This is a genomic window from Chitinophaga sp. 01L420 (assembly GCF_056399985.1).
The window spans coordinates 99,404-124,485 of record NZ_JBFTSK010000010.1 but is presented as its reverse complement, the minus strand read 5'-3'; the positions used below and the strand labels follow the sequence as shown (position 1 = coordinate 124,485).

The 25,082-nt window shown below is 46.2% G+C and carries 16 protein-coding genes; 6 read left to right on the top strand and 10 right to left on the bottom strand.

Features of this window, described 5'->3' with window-relative positions; genetic code table 11:
* Nucleotides 1-93: 93 nt before the first annotated feature.
* Nucleotides 94-2,115, top strand: a complete 2,022-nt coding sequence (locus AC1DP6_RS12630; protein ID WP_477055142.1) for a hypothetical protein — start codon at nucleotides 94-96, stop codon at nucleotides 2,113-2,115.
* Between the two features lie 67 nt (nucleotides 2,116-2,182).
* Here the strand turns inward: AC1DP6_RS12630 and AC1DP6_RS12625 are convergent, their stop codons facing one another.
* Genes AC1DP6_RS12625 through AC1DP6_RS12610 form a run of 4 tightly spaced genes read right to left on the bottom strand, consistent with a single transcriptional unit; the run spans nucleotide 2,183 to nucleotide 9,037 of the window.
* The gene (locus AC1DP6_RS12625) at nucleotides 2,183-3,358 is read right to left on the bottom strand and encodes a redoxin family protein (RefSeq protein WP_477055141.1); all 1,176 of its coding nucleotides are present in this window, start codon (nucleotides 3,356-3,358) and stop codon (nucleotides 2,183-2,185) included.
* 16 nt (nucleotides 3,359-3,374) lie between these two features.
* The gene (locus AC1DP6_RS12620; RefSeq protein WP_477055140.1) at nucleotides 3,375-4,610 is read right to left on the bottom strand and encodes a TlpA family protein disulfide reductase; all 1,236 of its coding nucleotides are present in this window, start codon (nucleotides 4,608-4,610) and stop codon (nucleotides 3,375-3,377) included.
* Between the two features lie 33 nt (nucleotides 4,611-4,643).
* Nucleotides 4,644-5,969 carry a RagB/SusD family nutrient uptake outer membrane protein gene (locus AC1DP6_RS12615; RefSeq protein WP_477055139.1) on the bottom strand — a complete coding sequence of 442 codons (1,326 nt, stop codon included), beginning with the start codon at nucleotides 5,967-5,969 and terminating at the stop codon, nucleotides 4,644-4,646.
* 11 nt (nucleotides 5,970-5,980) lie between these two features.
* Nucleotides 5,981-9,037 (bottom strand): SusC/RagA family TonB-linked outer membrane protein, encoded by a 3,057-nt coding sequence (locus AC1DP6_RS12610; RefSeq protein WP_477055138.1) that lies wholly within the window; start codon nucleotides 9,035-9,037, stop codon nucleotides 5,981-5,983.
* A gap of 306 nt (nucleotides 9,038-9,343) precedes the next feature.
* Here AC1DP6_RS12610 and AC1DP6_RS12605 point away from each other — a divergent pair, with 306 nt between their 5' ends.
* From AC1DP6_RS12605 to AC1DP6_RS12595, 3 genes are read left to right on the top strand one after another with little or no spacing between them, the layout of a single operon-like run.
* Nucleotides 9,344-10,330 (top strand): LytS family sensor histidine kinase, encoded by a 987-nt coding sequence (locus AC1DP6_RS12605; protein WP_477055137.1) that lies wholly within the window; start codon nucleotides 9,344-9,346, stop codon nucleotides 10,328-10,330.
* The gene (locus AC1DP6_RS12600) at nucleotides 10,323-11,384 is read left to right on the top strand and encodes a sensor histidine kinase (RefSeq protein ID WP_477055136.1); all 1,062 of its coding nucleotides are present in this window, start codon (nucleotides 10,323-10,325) and stop codon (nucleotides 11,382-11,384) included. The genes AC1DP6_RS12605 and AC1DP6_RS12600 overlap by 8 nt, the downstream gene beginning before the upstream one ends.
* A 4-nt stretch (nucleotides 11,385-11,388) precedes the next feature.
* Entirely contained in the window at nucleotides 11,389-12,084 is a 696-nt protein-coding gene (locus tag AC1DP6_RS12595) for a LytR/AlgR family response regulator transcription factor (RefSeq protein WP_477055135.1), read from the top strand.
* 1 nt (nucleotide 12,085) lies between these two features.
* Here AC1DP6_RS12595 and AC1DP6_RS12590 read toward each other — a convergent pair whose 3' ends face one another.
* Nucleotides 12,086-12,631: a type II toxin-antitoxin system death-on-curing family toxin gene (locus AC1DP6_RS12590; RefSeq protein ID WP_477055134.1), complete on the bottom strand. Its 546-nt coding sequence runs from the start codon at nucleotides 12,629-12,631 to the stop codon at nucleotides 12,086-12,088.
* A 74-nt stretch (nucleotides 12,632-12,705) separates the two neighbouring features.
* On the opposite strand from AC1DP6_RS12590, the gene AC1DP6_RS12585 reads away from it, so the two are divergent.
* Nucleotides 12,706-13,326: a hypothetical protein gene (locus AC1DP6_RS12585; RefSeq protein ID WP_477055133.1), complete on the top strand. Its 621-nt coding sequence runs from the start codon at nucleotides 12,706-12,708 to the stop codon at nucleotides 13,324-13,326.
* A 51-nt stretch (nucleotides 13,327-13,377) separates the two neighbouring features.
* Here the strand turns inward: AC1DP6_RS12585 and ppsA are convergent, their stop codons facing one another.
* On the bottom strand, nucleotides 13,378-15,789 hold the full coding sequence (gene ppsA, locus AC1DP6_RS12580; RefSeq protein ID WP_477055132.1) for a phosphoenolpyruvate synthase: 2,412 nt from the start codon (nucleotides 15,787-15,789) through the stop codon (nucleotides 13,378-13,380).
* Nucleotides 15,790-15,998: 209 nt separating this feature from the next.
* Between ppsA and AC1DP6_RS12575 the strand changes: the two genes are divergently transcribed.
* Nucleotides 15,999-16,502, top strand: coding sequence for an Lrp/AsnC family transcriptional regulator (locus AC1DP6_RS12575; RefSeq protein WP_441574285.1), 504 nt, complete (start codon nucleotides 15,999-16,001; stop codon nucleotides 16,500-16,502).
* A 47-nt stretch (nucleotides 16,503-16,549) separates the two neighbouring features.
* On the opposite strand, the gene AC1DP6_RS12570 is transcribed toward AC1DP6_RS12575, so the two are convergent.
* The 4 genes from AC1DP6_RS12570 to AC1DP6_RS12555 form a co-directional block, all read right to left on the bottom strand.
* Nucleotides 16,550-18,571: a beta-L-arabinofuranosidase domain-containing protein gene (locus tag AC1DP6_RS12570; protein ID WP_477055131.1), complete on the bottom strand. Its 2,022-nt coding sequence runs from the start codon at nucleotides 18,569-18,571 to the stop codon at nucleotides 16,550-16,552.
* A gap of 146 nt (nucleotides 18,572-18,717) precedes the next feature.
* The gene (locus AC1DP6_RS12565) at nucleotides 18,718-20,058 is read right to left on the bottom strand and encodes a purple acid phosphatase family protein (RefSeq protein ID WP_477055130.1); all 1,341 of its coding nucleotides are present in this window, start codon (nucleotides 20,056-20,058) and stop codon (nucleotides 18,718-18,720) included.
* 28 nt (nucleotides 20,059-20,086) lie between these two features.
* On the bottom strand, nucleotides 20,087-21,565 hold the full coding sequence (locus AC1DP6_RS12560) for a SusD/RagB family nutrient-binding outer membrane lipoprotein (RefSeq protein WP_477055129.1): 1,479 nt from the start codon (nucleotides 21,563-21,565) through the stop codon (nucleotides 20,087-20,089).
* Between the two features lie 11 nt (nucleotides 21,566-21,576).
* Nucleotides 21,577-25,020, bottom strand: a complete 3,444-nt coding sequence (locus AC1DP6_RS12555) for a SusC/RagA family TonB-linked outer membrane protein (protein ID WP_477055128.1) — start codon at nucleotides 25,018-25,020, stop codon at nucleotides 21,577-21,579.
* Between the last annotated feature and the right edge of the window lie 62 nt (nucleotides 25,021-25,082).

Genomic DNA, 25,082 nt, shown 5'->3' with positions numbered 1-25,082 from the left:
AAACCGGTTATTGCCGGTTAATTCACGCAATCGTTTGTGTCAGTATTTTTCACTAAAATCAGCTAACATTATCCTCTGTTCAACAGACGTTCTATGAAAAACATTTTCACCGGTAGGATACTGATCGTACTCTTTTTGCTAACTATACAGCAATCGTTGCCCGCGCAGGTATTTTATGCAGGTAAAGCTCCCGCTAAAGCAACCGTTTTACCCGGCAAATACGTGTTAGAGAATGATGTGCTGGAGGTAAACTTCGGGTCGATAGGTGAGCAGTCTGGTCATGTTACCTTCCGGGATAAGCTGTTGTCTAAAGCAATAGATTTTGATAAGAATAGTTTATTTGCATTGAAATTAAACGATGGCACGGTGTTGCTGCCATCTGATTTTACGATCAGCGCCCGCGATGCGGGCGTTATTGCAGTGGTACCGGATGCGGTGAAGTTAATTGACTGCCTGCCGGGAAAGCAGCTGATTTTCGGGCTCACCAATAAAGCACACGGTATCACGATCACCTGGCGTATTTCGCTGCACGATGATTGTAACTTTATCCAGCAACATTTTCATATCGTGGATCCGAAGCATGCAATTACGGATTTATCGCTGGTCAATATTCCTGCTGTGTATCAACCCGTGCTTTCCGGTGTTGTAGATGGCTCTCCGATATTGGCAGGTAACCTGTTTTTTGCCCTGGAACACCCTATGGCGCAGAATGAGGTGAGTGCTACTGCTACCAGAAGTGGCGTGGCCGCATCTGCCACACTGCGTTCGGGTAACGGCTTTGACGTCAGCGTAGCCTGGGGTATTACGCCTGCGGAGCAACTTCGCCGGGGTTTTCTATCTTACCTCGAAAAAGTAAGGGCAGTACCTTATCGTGTTTTCCCACATTATAACTCCTGGTATGATGTAGGGTACGATGGCCGGGAAATTACGGAGGCCAATGCCATGGACCGGATTAAAATGTTTGGCGACAGCCTGGTAGTAAAGCGCAAAGCAAAGATTAGCGCCTTTTTATGGGATAGTGGCTGGGATGATTATAATAGACTTTGGTATTTCAGCAGTAAGTTGCCCAATGGTTTTAAGAAGATGGATGCGCTGGCACGTCAGTACCAATCGGCCATGGGAGTATGGGTATCACCCTGGGGTGGTTATGATCAGGAAAAGATCAGTCGCCTGGCCAGCATTAAAACGTTGCAGTTGCCATTTACACCGAATGATAACGGTTTAAGCCTGGCTGATCCGCACTACTTCGACTATTTTAAAAAGCTCACGGAAGGATTTGTAAAAAATCAGGGTGTGATCAGTTTTAAATTTGATGGGGTAGGTGCCGGCAATGGCGCTGCCGGGGCAGGAGAGAAGTATGCCAGGGATGTGGAATCTTTTTTACGTGTGATCACAGATCTGCGTAAAATAAAATCCGATCTGTTTTTTAACCTCACGGTAGGTACCTGGCCTTCTCCTTACTGGCTCAATTATGGCGATGCCATCTGGCGCGCTGGTGAAGATATGGGCTTACAGGGTGTGGGTACTAAAAGACAACAATGGATCAACTACCGCGATGCGGAAGTATATAAAAATGTGGTGCAACGTTCCCGCTTATATCCGCTCAATGCACTGATGTATCATGGTATTGTAGTGAATAATGAAAATGGGTTGGGGGCATCTTTTGACAACAATGATGCGGGCCTGGCGGAAGACATCTGGGAGTTTTTCGGTAACGGTACCGGTATGCAGGAATTGTATATTAATCCGCACCTGATGAGTACTGCCGCCTGGAATGTACTGGCTAAAGGCATGAAGTGGTCTGAGAGGCACCGCGATGTTTTATCCGATATACACTGGATAGGCGGTGATCCCGGTAAGGAAGAAGTGTATGGCTTTGCGGCATGGAATCATAAAGAAGGCACGCTTACCTGGAGGAATCCATCTGCAGCACCGCAAAAAATTACGTTCCGTTTGAAAGAGGTATTAGAATTGCCGGCGGACTATAAGGCTAAGTTTGCCGCTTTTAATGTGATAGAAGACGTGAAAGCCGGAGCGATGGATAGTGAAGCCAGCATCACGATAGAACTGGCGCCATTGCAGGTGAAAGTGCTGGAGTYGAAGCCGGTGAAATAACATAACGGTAATGCCTGAGGGGGCTTACGATAAAAGGGTGTACCGGTGATCTGGTACACCCTGTTTTTTATAAGCCCAGTGTGGCCTTTAATTTCTGATCCAGTTCGTCACCGCCGTCACCTACTAATTTGAATAATACTTTACCGTTTTTATCCAGCAGTATTTTGGTAGGAAAGCCGGTAATGCCATAGGACATGGCCAGGTCGGTGGTGGCTTTGTCGTAGTTGTTAAGCACCTGGATCCAGTTGATGCCATCATCCTGTATAGCTTTTAGCCATGCCGCTTTTGCGTCATTCAGATTACTGGATTTTTCATCTGCAATGCCTACAATTTCCAGGCCTTTGTCTTTGTACCTGGCATATACTTCCTTCAGGTGAGGATGGCTCGCCCTGCATGGACCGCACCAGCTACCCCAGAAGTCGAGTAACACATATTTTCCTTTGAGGGAAGATAACGTGAACGACTCTCCGTGGTTATCTTTTTTGGTGAAATTAATCGCAGCAGCACCTTCGCTGGTGGCTTTAGCGCCGGATATCCGGGAAGCCAGGTATTTACCCAGATAGGTGTTTTTATAAGTATTTCCCAATTTATTAAATGCCTGTTCGTAGGCTGTCGCTTCGTAATCACTTTGCATTCTGGCCATCAGCATTACGCTTACAAATGAATTCGGATGATCTGTCACAAATTTTTTGTGCAGCGCGGTAAGTTGTTCGTTGGTGGCATTCATTTCTGCCAGCACCGCTTTTTTGGCGGTACTGTCTTCCGGTTTACGCAGACCTGCTGTTTTTTTGCGCAGTTCCCACGCTTGTGCTACCAGTGGCATTTCTTTTTGCCGGAGTGCATTGAGTTCTTCGTTGGCTTTGTCTCCTTTTACCGTGGCTTTGAATAGTTCATCGGCATTCCCGGAAATCTGTACGTTTGTTTTATCAGAGAGGATGATTTCCAGGTTAGGTGCAGGCATGAACATGCCTCCTTTGACGAATTCAAATCTGGATCCCGGATGACGGGAAGCAAAAGTGGCGATCACGGGTTCATTAACATTGCCGGAAAAAGTGAATTCATCGCCGTTGCGGGCGATCACCGTATCCATTTTATGCCCTTCTGCCGTTACGTAAGATAAGCTCAGGCGATAGTCGCCCTGCCCCTTGATGTTTGCCGTTATCTTGTAACTCTTTTGTGCGGTTGCCGGGTGAAAAGAGGCCAGCAGCAAGCTGCCGGCCATCATCAGGATGTGTTTTTTCATGGTTGGTGTATGATCTTTAGAAACTGGTCATTGGAATGGATGCTGCCGGTTTAGCTGGTGCTGCCTTGGTACCTTTATTCAGACTTTCCTTTATTTTAGCGGCTGCTTCATCGCTGTATCCGGTAAAGCGCTCCATGATTTTACCCTCGCTATCCACGAGATACATGGTAGGGATACCAGAGAACTGGAACTGTTCCATTGTTTTGTCTTTGTTATCACTCAACATTTGTTCCCAGGGCATGTCTTCTTCTTTCATCGCTTTTTTCCAGGCATTTTTATCGGTGTCAATAGAAATGCTTACTACCTCAAATCCTTTGTCTTTATAGCTGGCATACAGTTCCTTTACTTTAGGAATGGCTTGTCTGCATGGACCACACCAGCTAGCCCAGAAATCCACCAGCAGGTATTTGCCTTTGTATTTTTCCAGTCCTGCCAGTTTACCGTTGGCATCAGGATATTGTACGGATGGCATAGGCTGACCGCTTTTCAAACGCATGGCCTGTGCCTTATTGGTGATAATGGTTTCCTTTAATTGTTTGGCTTCTGTTAACCAGGGATACCGGGCGATCAGCAGGTCCAGCATCTTCATGGCCTTGTCGTATTTTTCGCCTGCTTCTGTGCCTGCCATACCACGGATGGCATACACCATTACCGGACGATCTGCATACGCCTTTACGAGTACTTCCTCCCGCATTTTATAATCTTCGCTCAACGGGTTATACTTCTTCGTATTTTTCATATAGGCGTACCAGGTAGTATCCGTTGCTTTTTTGGAATAATATTCCATATTGTATTCATCTACCATGCGGCGGTAATTAAATTCGTTGTTCAGTTCGCGTAGATTGATGAAATTATTGTCGTAGGATCCGTCTACATAATTGTAATGTGGTATTTTAACCTTATACCTGGCGGTGTCATATCCTCTCATGGCTACTTTTACATCTGCATCGCTCCAAAAGGTAGCACGGTCCCAGTTCATAGCATTGATGATATAGATGCCCTGATGGTCTTGTTTGATTTTAAAAGAAAAGGTATTGTCTTTGCCTACCACGCAGGAATCTACTACTTCTGCTTTTCCTTTCAGGTTATCTTTCGACAGAAATACTTTATTGACTTCCTGTTTTGGGTCGGTGAATTCAACGCTACCGGTTACGGTAACGGCTTTCACTATTTTGTTTTGTTGTGCCATCAGGGCTGCGGGGGCTGCTAATAGCATCAGCGGTGCGCAAAATTTTAAAACTGTTTTCTTCATCGTTATTAGTTTAAATATAATTGATTTCCGTTTTTATTTACTGTAATCGGCGTTTTGCGCCAGGTCAGGATTAATGAAAAATTCCCTTGATGGTATCGGCATCAGTACATGTGTAACAGGTTGCCCGAATGATTGCAGCCAGTTGGTCATTTTACCAAAACGCTGCATATCGCTCCATCTTAATCTTTCGCCTATGAATTCTCTTCTTCTTTCCTGTTCAATGACAGCGAGAAAAGCGGCAGGTGTAGCAAAGTCTGTATTGCTTACTGTACTGGCTTTCCGGGCTGTGCGCAGCTGATTGTAAGTAGTCACGTCTACAGTTCCCTTACGGGCATTTGCTTCAGCAACAATCAGGAAAGCTTCACTATAACGGCATACCACATACGAAGGTGTAAGCTCTGATGGGAATTTACTCAGGAAGTATACCGTATCTACTATCGAACCGCCTTTGGTACGAATGAAATAGCTGCGGCGGATATCTGTTGGCTCATATGATTTCACCAGGTTGCTGTCGGCCCATGTATTGCCATTGCCGGCCTGTCCGCTGCCGCCTTGTCCGAATAAAGCCGGCATGCCATAAAATGTACTGGTGCTGGTTTCGTTGATCTTATATACGGCTTCGGGACTGTTCACTGTTGACTTGAAAATATCTCCGAAATTGGATTGCAGGCTTAATTTGCCGGAGCTGATTACAGCGTTGGCCATGGTTAGTGCCTCATCGTTTCTGCCCCGGTTCAGATAAAATCTGGCGAGTAATAATTGTGCTCCCTGTTTGGAACCACTCACTGCGCTTGTATAAGCCGGTAACTGATCGATGGCATTTTTAAGGTCTGCTTCAATCAACTGGTTTACTTCTGCTATCGGGTTACGTGGAGGACGACTTTTCGGATCTTCCTCTCCTTTTATGATGACTACATCGCCGAAGTATTCAGAGAGCAGCATGTATGAAAAGGCACGTAACAGGTAGGCTTCGCCCAGTGTGGCGCTGATACTGCTGTCGCCGGAAAACTGCTGTGCATATTGTATCGCCATATTGGCGTTGGCGATGCATTGGTAAGGCTGTTTATAAGCCGTTACCAGTGAGTTATCATTGGAAGCAATGTTGTTTGCTTCATAGGTAGGAAAAGTCAGGGATTGAAAGTCATCGCTCATAACATCCTGCAATCCGTAGTACAGGTAAAATGCATTGTTATTGGTGAGGGCCAGTTTGGCACCATTGATCACCAGGGGCAGGTTGTTTTTGTTGAGTTGAGAGAAAGCAATCCTGGTATTAGGGTCTACTTCATCCAGTTGCTTACTGCAGGCAGATAAGCCGATGGTGATGGTAGCCGCGATATGTAATAAAGTATGTTGTTTCATGTGTTGGCGGATTAAAATGAAAGATCTATACCAATAACAGCCGCACGTGGATTAGGCGTGTTGGAACTTACAATGCCGGTGTTGCTGGCTGCTTCAGGATCAAATCCAATATATTTGGTGATCGTGAATACATTTTGTGCAGATGCGTAAATGCGTGCCCGTTTAACTTTCACTTTATCCAGCAGGGAGGATGTTAGTTCATAGCTTACGGAAAGGTTACGCAAACGAACATAGGAGGCGTCATATACAAATTGAGTAGATGGCCTGTAGTTCCAGTCGCTGGTTTGGCTGGCGCCATGTGGACCTACAATGGCTCTGGGTACATCCGTAATATCTCCTTTTTGTTTCCAGCGGTTGTTAATGATGTCAAATTTGTTAGGCATTACACCGTAATAGTCGATATCATAGTTGCGTAATGTTTGTTCATAGAAGTCATATACTTTGTTGCCTACCACATAGTTAAATAAAGCGGATACCGTAAAGTTTTTGTAAGACAGGGTGATATTGGTACCGCCGGTGAATTTGGGCAATGCCACAGGAACGGTGATCATATCATTGCTGTCCCATTTACCGTCTTTATTCTGGTCTTTATAGATCATGTCGCCTGTTTGCGGATCTACGCCCATGGATTCATATACCTGCACAGAGCCGAGTGATTGTCCTACTTTGGCTTTGGTCATAGGACCTCCAAAAACGAAAGCACCATAAGTAGTGAGAGAATCTTTTAATGACACCAATAAGTTCCTGTTGATGTTCATATTGGTTTCCACTTTCCACGAGAAGGCGGTGCCGGGGCGGCTGCTGAGGRCCAGTTCCAGGTCTACGCCATAGTTGCGGATGCTGCCGATGTTGTCCGGAATACTGGCAGCGCCATAGATATATGAAATGTTATTACTACTCATTAAGCCATCGGTGGTTTTATTGTAGTAGTCTGCCGTGAAGGTGAGCCTGTTGTTGAGCAGGGCAACGTCAATACCTGCATCCACTTGTTTGGTACGTTCCCAGCGTATGTTGGGATTACCGATAGTGGTGCCAAGCTGCAGGGCGGAATTACCCATATAAGAAGTAGCTGTGAGCAGGTTTTGCGCATCAAAGTATCCCAGCGGGCGGATGTTGCCGCTGATACCATAGCTGCTGCGGAGTTTCAACTGGTTGATGAATCTGTTGTTGGCGAGGAAGTTTTCGCGGGCGATATCCCAGCCACCGGAAATGGAAGGGAACCAACTGTAGCGGTTATCGGCATTTAACTTGGATGAACCATCGCGGCGGATAGAGGCATTGAGCAGGTATTTACCTTCCCAGTCAAAGCCGGTACGCAGGAAATAGGCGTCGGATACTTCTTTATTGTTGACATTGTAGCTGCCAATATTGAAAGTACTGCCGTAAGCGGCACCAGCGGCGGCGCCGGTAATACCATCAATTTTAGGGAAGCCGTTGAGATCATAGCCGAAGCTATTCAGTTCGTTGCTATAGAAGGTATACCCCAGGGTAGCGTTGATACCCAGTCGGCTGACTCTTTTCGTATAGGTGAAGTAGTTATCGAAGTTATAGGAGAAATTATCTACCCCCAGATTTTTGAAGGTACCCTTGTTAAAAGCACCGAGGTAGCCCGAAGCAGGGTAGAAGGTGGTAGCGAGATCATTGAATTTGGTAGCGTTAAAAGAGGAACGGAAGGATAATTCGTTCAACAGTTTCACATCTGCAGATAAACTACCGAGGTATACGTTGTTTTTATCTTTGTTATTATTATCCATCATTACTCCCAGCGGATGCTGTTGCTGACCTACATAATAGCCCAGTGATCCATCGGGATTGAGTACAGGGTCTTCCGGGGTGTCAGGCCTGGCGTTGAAAGCAGTGACTAACGGGCTGCTGATATTTTTTCTGACAGACTGGGTAATGTTGATGTTACCGTTTACTTTCAACCAGTTGTTGACTTGCTGGGTGAGATCCAGGCGGCCGGTGTATCTTTCGAAGTTGCCGGTGCCCATGGTAGCTGCTTCGGTATACCGGCCGAGTGACATGTAATAATTGTTTTTATCACCGCCGCCGCTCATGCTGGCTTGAATATTATTGACAGGCGCGTTTTTATTTTTGATACGATCCAGCCAGTCGGTGCTGCGGTCGGCCATCTGCAACCCATTCAACTGACTTTGCAGCGTGTTTTTTTCATTTTTCAACTGACTGATTTTAGCAGGGGTAAGGCTGCCCGGGTCGGCCAGTTGTGCATCAATATCGCTTATGCGGTTATTACGGGCGTCGTTAAAAGCAGAAGTATACTGTTCTGTATTGAGCATATGCCGGGAGGTAGGTACATTGTTGATCCCGGTATACATGTTAATATTTAAAGCAGGCCTGGTGTTCATCTTTCCTTTTTTAGTAGTAACAATGATTACACCGGTAGATCCCCTGGCGCCATATATAGCCGCTGATGCCGCATCTTTCAGGACTTCAATGGATTCAATATCCTGCGGATTAATGTTATTAATAGAGATCGTATTGCCTTCAACAATCAGTCCGTCGATTACAATGAGGGGATTGGTACTGGTCGCGTTGATCGATTGTGCGCCACGGATAAGGATATTAGGTGTGCCGCCGGGACCTCCGTCTTTGGACGCCACAAATACACCGGCTACTCTGCCTGTCAGCGCTTTTCCAAAATCGCTGGCAATGTTTTTCTCCGGGGATAAGGCATCAGCTTTTACCGTAGAAATGGCGGTAGTGACATTTGATTTTTGCAGGGTGCCATAACCCACTACTACGGCATCGGTCAGACTGATGGCCTTGATGCGCATCATGATTGGTCCCGCTTTGATCAGACTGGCGGCTATTACCACATTTTCAAAGCCAATAGAGGTAATCTGCAGTTGTGCGTTGGCTGGCACGTTGAGCTCAAATTCCCCTTTGTCATTGGTCGTAGCTCCTTTGGCAGCTCCTATTACTTTTACGGTAGCTCCCGGAACTGGCTGGTGGGATACCGCATCTTTCACGGTTCCCTTTAAAACCTGCTGTGCATAGGCGGAGATGCCGGACATGCATAGGAGGATAAATAAACATGACTTTCTCATACAATAGTTGGTTGATTTTACGATATATGAACTGTCCCGAACAAAAATGAAAATCCAAAGTACTTATCCCCTAATAACTTCTTCCGGATAATGGACGTACCCGGTTGCAGAATGTACATTCCCTCTTTTTGCATGGATGAAACAATTTTGAAGCAATGGAGGGTGAGCAACCATGAAATGACCGTCAGCAGGTACTTTCAGTGCAATGGGAAGTACGAACGGCGCTTATACAGGTACGAAAAAAATAAGTAGGCAATTATGCCGAAACAGTGGTTGCAAATACTATCTTCAATGTTGTAAGTGTATATGCGACACAGTAAACCATACCGTTATTTTGCACACCTGGCTGTTTGGATGGCCCTCATACTGCTATACATATATCCATCGATGAAGGGGGCGTGGTCAAACCTGTTTTTGTTGAAATGGACTTCGGTAAAATATGTGCTGTATGGATTTATTAATTTTCAATTGTTTTACCTGCTGGTATTCTTTTTCCTGCCTGCTGCAGTAAAGAAAAAGCAGTACGGGCGTATGGTGATATATACTATTGCCTCAATTCTGGGGTTTTCCATACTCAAATATCTCATTGGTTATTTTATATTTCCTGATCAGGTATTGTTCAGGGCTATTCCGTTGAAAATGATGTCAATGGCGGGCCGGATGGCGGCGCCTGCGCCTATGACTTTTATGCAGTATCTGCCGCTGACGATACAGGTAGGTACTGGTGTTGCATTACTGGCGTATAGTTACCGCCTCTTCCTGGAGTGGCGTAATGCAGCACCGGAAGACCGGTTACTGGCTACTACGGCCGCCCATGCCCGGCGGCGGTATGAGCGGATGCAGGAAGGGTCCAGGCAGTTGTTGTATAATTTGCAGCAACTGGCTCCGTTATTGGAGGACCCGAAGAAACGTGAAAAGGAGGGTACACGCGCCATGCTGTTATTATCGGATTTGCTGAGATATATGCTTTATGATAAAGCCCTGGAAAATGATAAAGTGAGTTTAAAAAGAGAGCTGTTGAATCTCGAGCGTTACCTGGATCTACGTAATCTCTGTAATGCATCACAATTAATAGTGTTGCAGATTACAGGCGCTGAACCGGCCGGACTGGTGGAAGCATTGCGTTTACAGTACCTGGTGGACAAAAGAATGCGGGAACTACAGGGGATTCCCGGAGCGTTGGTGATTACACTTGATATTTCCGGCGATACCGTGTTTTTGTCTGTAACACCGGAAAATACTACTGGTCATGTTTTACCGGATAAAATAAATATATATCCTGCCAATGAGTAATGTCCGTAAAAATATCATTGAGTTTTTTGCACTAATGGTGGTGTGGATGCTGCTGGTATAYGGGCTGAATGCGATTGCCATTGTGAAACGTACCCCGCTGGTGATGCACAACTTCCATATTAATTACGGATTTTTTGGCTTGCTGAATTTCCTGTTGTGCTATGTGTATGTGCGTTGGGTGGTACCTCCATTTCTGCAATACAATAATTGGGGCCGGCTTTTGGCAACAGTGCTGCCATTAATGACGGGCAGTATCGTACTGAAGTATTTGATTGCAGATAATTTTTTCCGGGATATCATATTGAATACCGGTTATCGCTATGTTAACGGAGAAAAAGTACAATTATATCAACCTTTCCGGATGTATTTTGTCAGCGGCTTATGGAGTGGTCTGGTGATCGTGGTGGCTGCATTTGCTTATTGTTTTTTTATTTTATGGTTACAGGAAGATAAGCGAAGAGCCCTGCTACAGCAGCAGCAACTACAGGCGGAATCTGGTTTTCTGAAGATGCAGTTAAATTCTCATTTCCTTATAAACAGTCTTAACAGCATTTACTCACTGGCATTGATGGACTCACCGGAAGTGGTAACGGCGCATAAAACCCTCACCGATCTGCTGGCCTATATGGTAGAGCAGCCTTCAGATATTGCTTACCGTGCGCCTATTGCGGAGGAGATCCGTTATTTGCAGGACTTTGTAACTTTACAACGTATACGTACCGGTTGTAATGAAGGGGTGGTGTTTAAATTCCCGGAACAGTTGCCGGATAAAAAAGTGGCACCTTTATTACTGGTGCCGTTTGTAGAAAATGCTTTCAAACATGGCGTGAGCAATCGCCCGGAAAAGCCGGTTCGCATTACCTTGGAATGCGATGAACAACAGTTGGTTTTCCGGGTGCATAATTATATTTCCGGTCATCAGCGGGATAAAACCGGCGGTATCGGGCTTGATAATGTGCGTAAGCGTTTACAATTGATTTACCCTGGAAAACATGAGCTGGAAGTAGTGGATATGAAAGACGAATATTATAGTAACTTAGTGATCAACTGGTAACCATATGGCAGTAAAGTGTATAGTGGTAGACGATGAGCCCCTGGCGGCGCAGGTATTGGTATCCTTCATCAATAAAACGCCGGACCTGCAGTTAGTGAAAACATTTCTTCATCCGCAGGAAGCATTACTTTTTCTGAAGCAGGAAAAAGTAGACCTGGTATTCCTCGACATACAAATGCAGGAACTCAGCGGCATTGAATTTATGCAATTAGCGCCGGCAGGAATACAGATCGTCATTGTATCTGCCTACGATGAATACGCGGTAGAGAGTTTTGATCGTGAAGCTGTAGACTATCTGCTTAAGCCCGTATCCTTTGAACGTTTCGCCAGGGCAGTGCAACGGGTACAGGCAAAAAACACCCCCGCTATCTCACAACCTGCCGGCACAGATTATATTTTTGTTCGCACCGATAAACGGATTGTACGGGTAGATGTAAAAGATATTCTTTTTGTAGAAGCATTACGTAATTACGTGGCCATACAAACTACCAAGCAAAAGATACTCACTTTACAGAACCTGCGCAGCTTTGAAGAAATCCTGGCGCCGTTTCGCTTTTTACGGGTGCATAAATCCTATATCATCTCCCTGGATAAAATAGATAGCATAGAAAGACAACGCATTTTTACAGGAGAGTATAATGTGCCTATCGGTGATGCATATATGAAACAGTTTATGGAGGCGATTAATATGCCGCGGTGAGTTAGTTATTCCCATTCATTAAATTCACCAATACCTTTATCATCATGTCTTTTTCCTCCGGCTTAGATTCCGCTATCATCAGCGTAAACGCTACCAGTGCATTATTGCCAATTTTTTTAGACCCGTCTTCACGATAAAGAATAGCATTCTTATCGAGGAACCACACAAATAAAAATGCGGCTATTCTTTTATTGCCATCTGAAAAAGAATGATTCTTGGTAACAAAGTATAAAAGATGCGCAGCTTTTTCTTCTACACTGGGATAAACGAATTGGCCTCCGAAAGTTTGATAGATGGCCGCTAGCGATCCCTGGAAAGATTCATCTTTCTCATTGCCGAAAAGGCTGCTGCCACCAAATTTATCGCGAAGTCCCATGATCGCGTTCATGGCATTCTGATAAGTAATTTCAAAAATATTTTCAAGGGTAGTGGATTCAATTTCGAGTACCTGGTGATCGTACTTGTCAAGTATATCTAACGCATAAGTATAATCGTTGAGTACTTTTAATAAGCCATCAGCTTCAGAATTGGGGGTTAAGTGTTGCATAATATTTATTTTCGGAGGGGAAAGTTATGCAATCTTTTTTTAACCCGGGCGTTATGGGGCAGTAAACTCAGTTCATGCGTATTCCCCTGTACCTTATTATTGTGATCCTTGCCTGCTCCTGTCGTTCTCCGAAGGGACATCATCGTACGACAACACTGGTGTTAAAAGATAACCGCGGCATTATTAAAATGGACTTACCTCCGGGCTGGGATACTGCATTACAGTGGACACATCATTCTGACTGCGGCCTGCCATGCGACCAAATTAAATACAGGTTTCAGCCTAAGGTTTTTCCTATTGCTTTGGAAGACGGATGGATGTACACAAGGTCTCCTCACGATTCAATTGAGCAGTTAACGATTATACAACAGGGAGAAACGCAGGTGGCGAAAGATTCTTTAAATGCCATCAGGCAGTTTCGTGAGAATATTAGGAAAATGTTTTTAACAGATAATTGCCACGCTCATTTCGTGATAGACACTATCATGCAGGTAGGTAAGCATTTGATCCCGGTGGTGGGCGTTTTCAACGAAATAAATGATATACAAAGCTACAATATAAGTGCTCTTGCTATTTTGAAAAGAGATGGTGTGATGTTTGAGTTTAAGTTACTGGCGAAAGGTAAAAAGAAGGAACATGAACTGTTTATCGAAAAAGTAATGAATATTATATGTTCCATACAACTGCAGGAATAATTCACAAATCAAAAAAGCGCTGAAGCCCTCAGGCTCCAGCGCGCTCTTTTCTTACTTCTCCGCCTCATGAATCGCCATCACCGTTTTTATGATTGCATCTGGTGTAACTGAAATACTATCAATGCCCTGTTGTACCAGGAATTTAGTAAACTCCGGAAAGTCCGATGGGCCTTGTCCGCAGATACCTACTTTTACTTTTTGTTGTTTTGCTACTTTAATCAAATGTGCAATGAGCCGTTGTACTGCCGGATTCAGTTCATTGTAAAGATTGGCCACCAGGGAAGAATCCCTGTCGAGACCAAGTGTGAGCTGTGTCAGATCATTTGATCCTATCGAGAAGCCATCAATGAAAGCGGAGAATTCTTCCGCCATCATAATATTGGAGGGTAGTTCTGCCATCAGGTATACTTCCAGGCCGTGTTCGCCGCGGCGCAATCCAAATTCTTCCATGGTAGCAAGTACCAGCTGCAGTTCTTCTACGGTTCTGCAAAAAGGAATCATCACCACTACATTCTTCAGTCCCATGGTTTGCCGTACTTTGAGCAGTGCCTTGCACTCGAGTTCAAAGGCAGGTTTGTATTGTGGGGAGTAGTAGCGGGAGGCGCCTCTCCAGCCGATCATCGGATTTTCCTCTGTAGGCTCGAAGTATTTGCCACCTAACAGATTGAAGTACTCATTGCTTTTGAAATCGGAAAAACGTACGATTACTTTTTCGGGATAAAAAGCAGCCGCAATTTTTCCAACGCCATAGGCCAGTTTATTAACGAAGTAGTCTACTTCATTATCGTGTCCCTGAATGAGCTGGGCTATTTTAGCGGAGAGCTCTGCATCGTGCAGTTCTTTGTGCTTTAATAACGCTAACGGATGTACTTTAATGTAGTTGTTGATAATGAATTCTTCTCTGGCCAGTCCCACGCCTTTGTTGGGCAGGTGGGCAAACTGGAAAGCCATGGCAGGAGAGCCTACGTTGAGCATGAGCGGGGTACGTATGGCCGGGAGTTTGGTGAGGTCCAGTTGAYCTTCCCGGAAAGGCAGTATGCCTTCGTATACAATACCATCGCTGCCTTCTGCGCAGCAAACGGTGATTTCCTGATCCGCATTTAATTTCTCGGTGGCGTCGCCACAGCCAACGATAGCGGGGATACCCATTTCGCGTGCAACGATGGCGGCGTGGCAGGTACGTCCTCCTTTATTGGTGACGATGGCCGAAGCCATTTTCATAATGGGCTCCCAGTCGGGATCTGTCATGTCGGTGACGAGTACATCACCGGGTTTAAATTCACTACCGGTAATTAAGCGGTTGTCGAGGGAAAAGAGGATATTGACTTTACCGGCGGCTATTTTATCACCTACGGCAATACCTTTTAATAATTGTTTGGCGGTGTTGGTATGATCAATGGCATAAGAGGTGATCATGTTATGATCTTTCCGGGAGTGAATGGTTTCGGGGCGTGCCTGTACGATATACAGTTCATTGGTGAGCCCATCTACAGCCCACTCCACATCCATCGGGCACCAGCGGCCTTTCTTTTGGGAGTAATAGGTTTCAATACAACGTACCCAGGTAGCCAGTTGCATAATTTGTGCATCGCTCAAGCAAAAATGTTGCTGTTGCTTTTTTTCTACCGGGATGATCCTCGTTCTTTCATCACTGCTTTCGCCGTACACCATTTTCTTATCTTTTACACCCAGCTTTTTTTCTATGATGGGGGTGTAACCGGCTTGCATGCAGGGTTTGAATACGATGAACTCATCCGGTGATACAGCACCCTGCACTACCATTTCACCAAGACCGAAGGAACCATTGATCACCACTACTTCTTTAAATCCTGATTCGGTGTCGAGAGAGAAGGCAACGCCGGAAGCTCCCAGATCGGAGCGGACCATTTTCTGAACACATACGGACAAGCCTATACTAAAATGGTCGTAGCCGAAATTTTGCCGGTAGCTGATGGCGCGGTCGGTAAACAGGGAGGCGAAGCAGTTTCTTACGGCATCAATTAAGGCAGCAGGCCCTCTTACGTTGAGAAAGGTTTCCTGTTGTCCTGCAAAAGAGGCATCGGGTAAGTCCTCCGCGGTGGCGGATGATCTTACGGCTACATCTGTTTGTTCCTGTCCGTATTGCTGTGATAACTGCTGATAGGCGGCAATGATCTCGTCACTCAGCTCGTGCGGAAACCGGGTACTGCTGATTGCTTGTCTTATTTTCTGCCCGGCTCTGCGGAGGGTGATGATATCGTTAAAGTCAACGGTGGCTACCTGTTCTGCAATGAATTTTTCGAGCCCGCTTTGTTTCATAAAATCGTAATAGGCGGTAGTGGTGATAGCAAAACCATCCGGAACGGCAACACCTACTTTTGACAGGTTAGCAATCATTTCTCCCAATGAGGCCGACTTACCGCCAACAAGGGCAATAGCATCCAGGCCCACCGCTTTTAGCGGCAGTACAATACTTTCTCTCATATAAAAATGAGTTTAATGAATAAAAAAAATGGAAGGATGATGTACGTCTTCCAAACGTGGTTTGTTTTCTATGAAAGCAAATTATGCTATGTGACGATGGTATGACAACAACGGATTCAAAAGCGAAAACAAAACTAAAAAAAACTGCTTCCACCGACTTTTTTTCCTAAATCAGTAGCAGTATCGCTATTTTTGATAAAAATAGCATCATGAGTTTCATACCTGACCAGATTGATATGTGTATAATGGACATATTACAGGAAGACGCCAGAACAACTAATAAAGAGATTGCTTCCAGGTTAGGTAAGTCAGTTACTTCTATATTTGAAAGAGTAAAACGCCTGGAAGCAGAAGGGTATATCTTACGCTATATTGCCGTGCTCAATAAAAATAAGTTGGGCAAAAACCTCGTGGCCTATACCAGCGTTACGTTAAAGGAACACGGGCATGACCGCCTGCCAGCCTTCGAACAAAAGATCAATACCTTCCCCGAAGTCATGGAATGTTATAAAATGAACGGACAGTTTGATTACCTGTTGAAGGTGTTGGTAGCTGATATGGAAGCCTACGAACAATTTAACCTGACCAAATTATCGAAGCTGGATAATATCCAGAAGATCCGCAGCCTGTTTGTTTTAGCAGAGTCTAAGTTTGAAGTGGAGTTAAACCTGAAAACAGGACTGCAAACAAAATTGCAGCATAAAAATAAATAAATTTAAAAAGTGGGGTGTATCATTTTTTGATACACCCCATTTATTTATCAGTTACCTACAACCGGGAACTGTGAAATCCGCAACTTTGTACAGCCGTAGGGTATGAGCGTAATTTCTTCTTCGGCGCCCATTTCCATGCCATAAGTAATACTGTACGGAATGGGTCCTGTCATTTCATTATATAATAGCCAGGAGGGTATTCGTTTGGCGGTTGTTTTTATGGAGATGGGTGCCTGCGCAGATGACCATGGATAAGCGGGCATCACACCGGTGGTTGTTACTTTGTAACGATCTTGCATCTTATTATCGGGAGTGGCGATAAGGCTATAGTTCCAGGGAGTGGTAGGGCGCACTTCGGTATAGGTTTTACCATTATCCACCGGATCTATTGTGTTGGTGACTTCCTGCTCTGCTTCCCCGATTTTTAGTGCATACGTGATAGGGCCACGTTCTACCGACATCGAATTTTCAAACCAGGTATTCCGGAAGATGTGCATCGGCAATTGCAGCTCTACTACATCGCCTGGTGCCCATTCCCGGGCTATCTTCACCATCTGGTTGCCGCCCGCTTCCTGCCATACTTTGCCATTTATTTTGATGGTTCCTTTTTTACACCAGGCAGGTATGCGTAGGTGAAACGGAAAACTTACTTTCTTAGGTATGCTAAGGGTAAACCGGATGCTTTCTTCAAAAGGATAGTTCGTTTCTTCTTTAAACGTTACCGGTATTTGCCGGCCCACATATACTTTTACTTCACTGGGTGCATACAGGAGGGCTGCCACTCCGCTGTCTGTGGTGGCATACCATAGGTTTTGCGTGAATTTTGGCCATCCCTGGTGCATATTGGAGGTACAGCAGGCATAACCAGAGAGCAAGCCATAACAAAGATCGGTACCGCTATGGTTCACATCAAAATTCCGGATATGCCGGGTGGCCATTACCTGGTTGGCCTGCTGGAAGTACTGCCGGGTCATAAAATCTTCGGAGATCTGTGCCGGCAAGGCATTGAATGCAATTTTTTCGATCTGGTCGGCATAAGATACTTCTCCGCTTATTTCGAGTATGCTTTCCAGTGAGAACATCATTTCTACAACGCTGCACAGCTCTGCCCCCTGTGTAGGGTTATTGCCATGCAGGGCTTCATCGCCGCCATACATGCCCTGTGCCATGCCGTTAAATTTGCGGAGGTCATCAAAACCTTTACGGGTAGCTTCCAGGTATTTGTTATCCGGCTGCTGCTGATAATAGATCACAGGTTCTTTCATCCCCTGTGCCAGGTTTACACCATGAATGCTGCCAGCTGTGGAGAGCAGGTTGGTATGTAAAAAGGCATCGGTATAATCAAATGTTTGTTGATGCAGCAGTTTGGCAAGATCCAGCAGGAATGCATCTCCAGTAATATTATATAACCAATATACCACCATCAGGTTATCACCTGCCCGGTAGCGTGACCAGAACGTCCAGTGGTCGAGGGGCTTTTGCGGTAGTTCTTTCAGTTGATACCGGAAGTAGTTGGTCAGGAGATGAATAATACGTGGATCGCTGGTGGCATCATAGTATTGTTTTAATACTTTCAACATCACCATTTTGGGCCACCAGTCGTGGCTGTTGTCCCGTTGTATGCCAGGTTCGGGACTATAATCTTTGGAAGGACCGAAATAGCCATCGGCCTGCTGGCTTTTAAGCGACCATTCCACCCAGGGCTTTACCTTGGCGATGAGGGCCGTATCTTTCAGGATATAGGCCAGCGGCAGCAGGCCATCTATCCAGTAGGGGCCGCGTTCCCACTGGTCGCCATCACCGCCCAGCCATCCATTACGCTGGTTCATTACCAGCGGGTACAATTTGTCGAGTTGCCCCGTGGCGCCATTCTTTTGCTGCACCAGCATGTTTAGCAACCAGCCTTTAGGCGTAATGGCCCCCAGGGGAAGTGCGATGTAAGGTTTGGGATGGAGTGGTGCGCGATTCGGGTAATAAGTTGGCACAACAGTACGTTGTTGCTGCTGTGCCAGGGTGGAAAGGGAAAGACCCAGCAATATCGTGGAAGCTATAGCAATCAGTTTCATCATCTTTATAGTCGATATAAATTTCAATGCCAAAATATACTTTATCCGCTTTGCGAGATATCGTAATTGACTCAAACTTTCTACAAATTGTATCAAAAAAAGGCTGCTTCCGGAAAGGAAACAGCCTTACATATAGGGATAGGGGACAGTTATAAAGGCCTGCGGTCAATCAACCGGTTGTGGCGACCGGGCTGTTTCACCAGGTCGAAGGCATCGAATACCTCACCGGTAGCCAGACAGGAGCGGAACGACAATGTATCGTTATCGATAGTAACAAGACTATACAGTTGTATGTCACCTGTTACTACATCCGTCCATTCTATAGACGTATCATATTCATACATTTTGGAGCCACTGACAGTCACGAGGTACATGGTACCGCCTGGAGCCACTTTTTGCATGCCCCTGCCATATGCATGGTCATGTCCCTGCAGTATAATGTCTACTTTATACTGATCGAAGAGTGGCTTTAAACAGGCCTTTACCTGCTTGTTGTCACGCCCTTTTTTGGTGGAAAACACCGGGTGGTGCATGGTGATGCAGGTCCATTTGCAGGGATTGTTTTTCAGCAACTTTTCCAGCCAGGCTGTTTGCCGGTGTATCTGGGCTTCGTTGGCCGCTTCTTCCAGCATCATGGTATTCAGCGAAATGAAACGGACGTTTTGGATATCCGTATAGTATACACTTCCTTCGAGGTTGTCATCTCCCGTACCATTGGCCGGCAGGCCAAACTGTTCTTTCCAGTACACCGACAGATGCGGCTGATCATCTTCATGTGTATATTCATGATTACCGGGTGTTACAATGGCCGGAATGCTGCCATGTATATAACCACCTGCTTCAAACCACTGCCCCCATTCTTCGTCTTTGTTCGCGCGGTTTACCAGATCGCCGGCGTGGATGATCAGCTGCGCATCCGGTAGCTGTGCATAAGCTTTCCGTATCACGCGGCTCCAGAAAGGACGGATGCCTACCTGTGCATCTCCCAGGTAGATGAAAGACAGTTTGCTGTTATCTGCCGCAGCAGTACGAAAAGAGGTCCACTCACTCCAGCCGCTGTTGTTGCCCACGCGATAGGTATACGTGGTAGCGGGTTGGAGGTCCTGCAGCGTCACACGGTGATGGGCAGCGCTCACCTGCTCAAACCGGAAGCTGCGGGCATCTGCGGATACACGTTTGGCTTTGGCGGCGAAATCAGGATGAGCATCCGCGATCGTATATTCTGCATAATGTGCGCCGGTAGCATCGGCGGTACGCCAGTTCAGCGTAACAGATGTAGCCGGTTTATCCGTTACCGTTAGTATAATGCGATCCGGTATGTTGGTGGCAGGATAAGGGAGCGGCTCAAAACTTTCCAGTGCGGGATGAGGTATTGTAGATTTATCCGCCGCAGGACCCGCCGTGGCCGATTCCAGCAATACGGCTCCTCCTACAAAAGGGAGCAGGCTCCCTGCCTTGAGGAAGTTGCCTAAAAATTTTCTTCTCTCCATATGTTGCATAGCTATAATCGTTTATCCGTTAACGTGATTGCAGGTACCACATTTTAGTATTGATATCATCCGGACCAAAAACGCTGATCGCTGCTTTGTAGTTATCCAGGTTTACATCCTGCTCAGAAGTGGGCCAGGCGTATCTTACCGGGAAGGTTGACTGAAAAGCCATCGGGCCTGCTACAAAAGCCGGGAAGCCGGTGCGGCGGAAATCAAACCAGCCTTCGGCACCGCGGAAAGTCATGGCCAGCCATTTCTGTGTGATCAGCTGTTTCAATGTACCATCGTATTTCACCAGTGGTTGTTCGTAGTAGTTGCGGCTGGTGGCAGTAGCTTTCAGACCATAATAGTCCATGGAAGACTCAATCCCATCATGGTAAAGTGTGGCAGCATCAGTGCCGGGCACGGTTACCTTACCGCTCTGCACCGCTTCCGCCAACAGGAAACATACTTCGGAATACACCATCATACTGGCTTTGAGACTGGCAGATTTATTCTGACGGAAGAAAGACGAGAAGACTGACTGATGTGATTCACCACCGTTATAGTCAGCAGGATTCACCGCAGCATGCGGTACACCTACATACTTGTTTTGATCTACGGTAGCACCGGTACTGCTGCTGACTGGTGCTATCCACAATTCCAGCCGGGGATCATTTCTTTCCAGCAACGCATCTACCAGTTCCTTGCTGGCTTTGGTTTTCAGAAAATCGTTGTCGATCATATTCAGGGGACCGCCCGGCCAGCTATCATCTTTTTTTACACCTGGATAGATCACTTCTGCATTATCTGTGTTGGCAGCAATCAGTGGATACTGTTCTTTGTTGTTAACGATTTCCTGTATGTCTTTGTATGCGTCGGCATATACTTTGGAACAACGCATCAATAACCGTAAACGCAGGGAGTTAGCTAGTTTACGCCATTTTAATGCGTTGCCTGCATACAGGGCATCGGCGCCGGCATCTATGCCGGTACCGGCATTCTTCAATTGTTCGTTGGCATCTTTCAATACCGACAACAAACTCATATAAATGTCCTGTTGTTTGTCGTAAGCAGGTTTGATGTTACCGTTTTCCAATGACTGCAGTGCTTTTGAATAGGGTGCATCTCCAAACAAATCGGTGAGGTACGACATGTTGAATGCCATCAGTACGTTGCCTGCCGCCACGTAGGTAGATTTACCTGCGGCACCTGCTTCCTGCTGCATGGTTTTGATCACCATGGCACGCTGATAAATATCGCTCCAGTCTACTGCTGTCCACCGGAACAATTCATAATCATTGTTGCGGATCAGGGTAATATACCTGCCTAATGCTGCGGGGCGCCGGTCAAATGCATTTTCTTCATAAGCATAGGCGGTTTGCGTAATGGCTTCGGTGAAATGATATTCCGGCCGGGTGGTTACGGGACTGTTTGGGTTGGTATTGATATTTTCGAAATCTTTCGTACATGCGCTGAACGTTAGTGCTACGAAAAGCGTGGCGTATATGCGGATATATTTTTTCATGAGTGCGGGTATTAAAAATTACAGCTAAGTTTTGCGCCATAGGAACGGGTACCGGGTAAAGTCCAGTGACCTACGCCCTGATAACGCTGGTTAGAAAGGCTCATCGTGATTTCCGGGTCATAGCCGTTGTTGGCGGATGTCCAGGTATAGAGATTGCTGCCGATCAGCGACAAGGATAAATTGCTGAGGAAAGGCAGGCGGCGCATCAGCTGCGGACCAAAAGCATACGTGAGGGAAACTTCTTTCAGCTTCACATAGGTAGCGCTGTAAGTTTCATTCTCGTAGTATTTCCAGTATTTATTATCGTAGTAATCTGCTGCTGCAATGATCACCTCATTTTTGCGATAGGTTCCATCGCCGTTGGCAATCACTCCCTGCATGATCATGCCGTCATCACGTTTGTTGCCGTTGGCATCCGTCCAGTTAAGACCGCCATGCGCGGCATCACGGCCGGGAAGTGTGTTTTCGGTGCGTCCGTCCTGGATGAGGCTTTTCGCTACATAGGAGTAGTACTGTCCACCTTGTCTCCAGTCTATCAGCATATTCAGCGTGAGGTTGCGGTAGTGGAAGTTGTTATTGAATCCAATCATATAATCAGGATTGTAGTTACCGATTTTGGTAAAATCATTATCCTGTTGTTGCAGGCCTTTACTGTTCAGCAGTGCCTGACCTGCATATTCGCCATCTTTCACTTTCAGCCAGCTGCGGGTATAAAAATCGCCCATCTGTGTGCCTTCTTTGATCAGGTATTCGATGTTGCTACCGTCTGTGCTGCCCAGCATGTAGCTGCTCACGCTTTTGGTCAGCTCAATGACTTTATTGCGGTTGCGGGTGAAGTTGATATCAGACTTCCAGGTGAAGCGACCTTTTACCGGTACCAGGTTCAGGGAGGCTTCCCATCCTTCGTTTTGTATATTACCTGCATTGATCAGCATACTGTTGGCGCCGGAAGCAATGGTGGTAGGCGCCAGGATGATCTGGTTGCGATTGTTGGTTTTATACCAGGTTACGTTAAAGCCTATACGATCTTTCAGAAAGCTGGCATCTATACCGGCTTCATAAGAGGTGGCTATCTCTGGTTTCAACTGGTTATTTTTCTGGTTAAATGTAACGGTAGCACGTTTTACGTTGCCCCAGTCGGTATCAAAAGGCACAGTGTTCAGCAGTTGATAAGGATCCGTATCCGCACCTACCTGCGACCAGTTGGCGCGTACTTTCAGGTAGGAGAGTGGCTGCCACTTCATATGCAGCATATCAGATACAATGGCGCTGACAGATACAGAAGGGTAGAAGTAAGCATTATTTTCCGGTGGCAGCGTGCTGCTCCAGTCGTTGCGGGCCGTCATGCTCAGGAAAAGATATTGACGGTAGCTGAGTTCCCCTAACGCATATACGCTGTTGATTCTTTTATGTGATTTGCCCTGGCTGTAAGTCATGGCGCCGGCCGCAGCATTGGAAAGATTGTAGATGCCTGGCAGGGTAAGACTACCAGTAGATTCCTGATTGCTGCTGCTTTGCTGATCCATGCGGTTGCCACCTGCTGCAATAGAGAAAGCAATATCACCTTTTAGTTTAGGCTTCCACGTTAGGAGGAAGTCGCTGTTTTGTTCCTGGAAAAGATCATTCTGTAATACAAATGCGCCTTTAGGATTTCTTTTGGCACTGAAAGGACGCTTCTGGTCCTGGTTCAGAGAATAGTAGTCCAAGCCGGTGCGCAGCATCAGCGTCAGATCCGGACGGATATCCACAAACAACTGCACGTTACCTGTTAGACGGTTACGGCTATAGCTGTTGGTTTCTTCGTAAGCGATCAGGTAAGGGTTATCATCGGTAGAGTAGGGATTGTACTGTTGCACTCCTTCTTTCCCCGGTACCCAGTAGTTACGGAGGTCGTGAATGTTTACGTTAGGTGTGAGCTTATATACCTGCATAGTCACACTTTCCGTGTAGGCGGAAGGGCGGTTATCACTACGGTTATTCGTATACGCAATATTGCTGCTGATACGAATAGAAGGACGAATATTATATGCACCGGAAAAAGTGAGATTATTTCTTTTCATGCCGGTATTAGGCACAATCCCATTGTTCTGCATGTTGGCATAAGAGATGCGGAAGTTGCCGGCGTCGCTGCTTTTGGATACTGCGATGTTATTCGTATAGGTTTGACCGGTATTGAAGAAATCTTTTACGCGATCCGGGTAAGCTTTCCATTCCAGCGGAATGGGTTTACCATTGGCATCGAGGGGGCTGTTCCACTGTACCAGTTTAACACCGGTATTCAGACGTGGGCCCCAGGCCCCGGTGCTGATGGTATTATCTGATCCTGCCCAGTCGCCGGAACCGAATTCATTTTGAAAATGAGGAAACATCCAGGCTTTGTCGAACATAGCGGTGGAGTTAAACGAAACGCCCAGTCCTTTTTTCTGTGCACCAGAGCGGGTGGTGATCAGGATGACGCCGGAACCTGCGCGGCTGCCGTATAATGCCGCGGCGCTGGCGCCTTTCAGCACGGTGATGCTGGCAATATCATCTGCCGGGATATCGCTGATAGGGCTGCCGTAGTCGATGGTTTGTTTGCCAYCAACGGCTTGTGCCGGATTCTGAATAGCGGGTGCCACCGGCACACCATCCACGATATATAAAGGCTGGTTGTCTTTGCTGAGAGAGGATTGTCCGCGTATGGTGACCATTACGCTGGAACCCGGATCAGATCCGGTGCTGCGTACATTTACACCAGGTACTTTTGCCGTGAGGTTGTTGAGTACGTTGGGTTGTGGTACATCACTCACCTCTTTTTCCGACAGCTGGGAGATAGCATACCCCAGGGAGCGTTCACTTTTTTTGATACCCAGTGCGGTGACTACTACTTCGTTGAGCGCATTTTTTGCGGGCTGCATAGTAGCATTTACTATGGTGGGCTGGTCTGTGTTAACGGTGACGCCAAAAATGGTTTGTTTTTTAAAAGAGATATAGCTGATCTCCAGGGTATAACTGCCGGGAGCAGCAGGCAGGTGAAAGCTGCCGTCAGCGCCGGTAACGGTAGTCTGACGTGTTTCTGTTAGTCGTACTGTAGCGCCGGCCAGTGGTTCCTGTGTGTCGGCAAATACTTTCCCGTTGATATTACTTTCTTTTTTATTGATGGTACTAGCTACGCTGAGAATAATATAGTCGTTGACGATACGATAGCGTATACCCGCGTCCGTAGTCAGCCATTCCAGTGCATCCGGCAGGGCCACCGGGCTTTTGCGGATCCTAATGGATTGCTGCATCCGTTCATTTACTTCTTCATCAAAAGTAAATTTCAGGGATTGCTGTGATTTCACCTGTTGGATAAACTGTTGCACGCTCAGCTTACTGCCGCTGAGGGTGATCAGTTTGCCGGGTGATTGCTGTGCGAGACTGTACTGTCCCACACATAACAGTAAGATCAACATCATAAAGCGATGCGATGACATAGTTTTCATTATTTTATAGTTGAATAGATGGCAGGTAACAGCTGTTAGCTATTAGCTGTTAG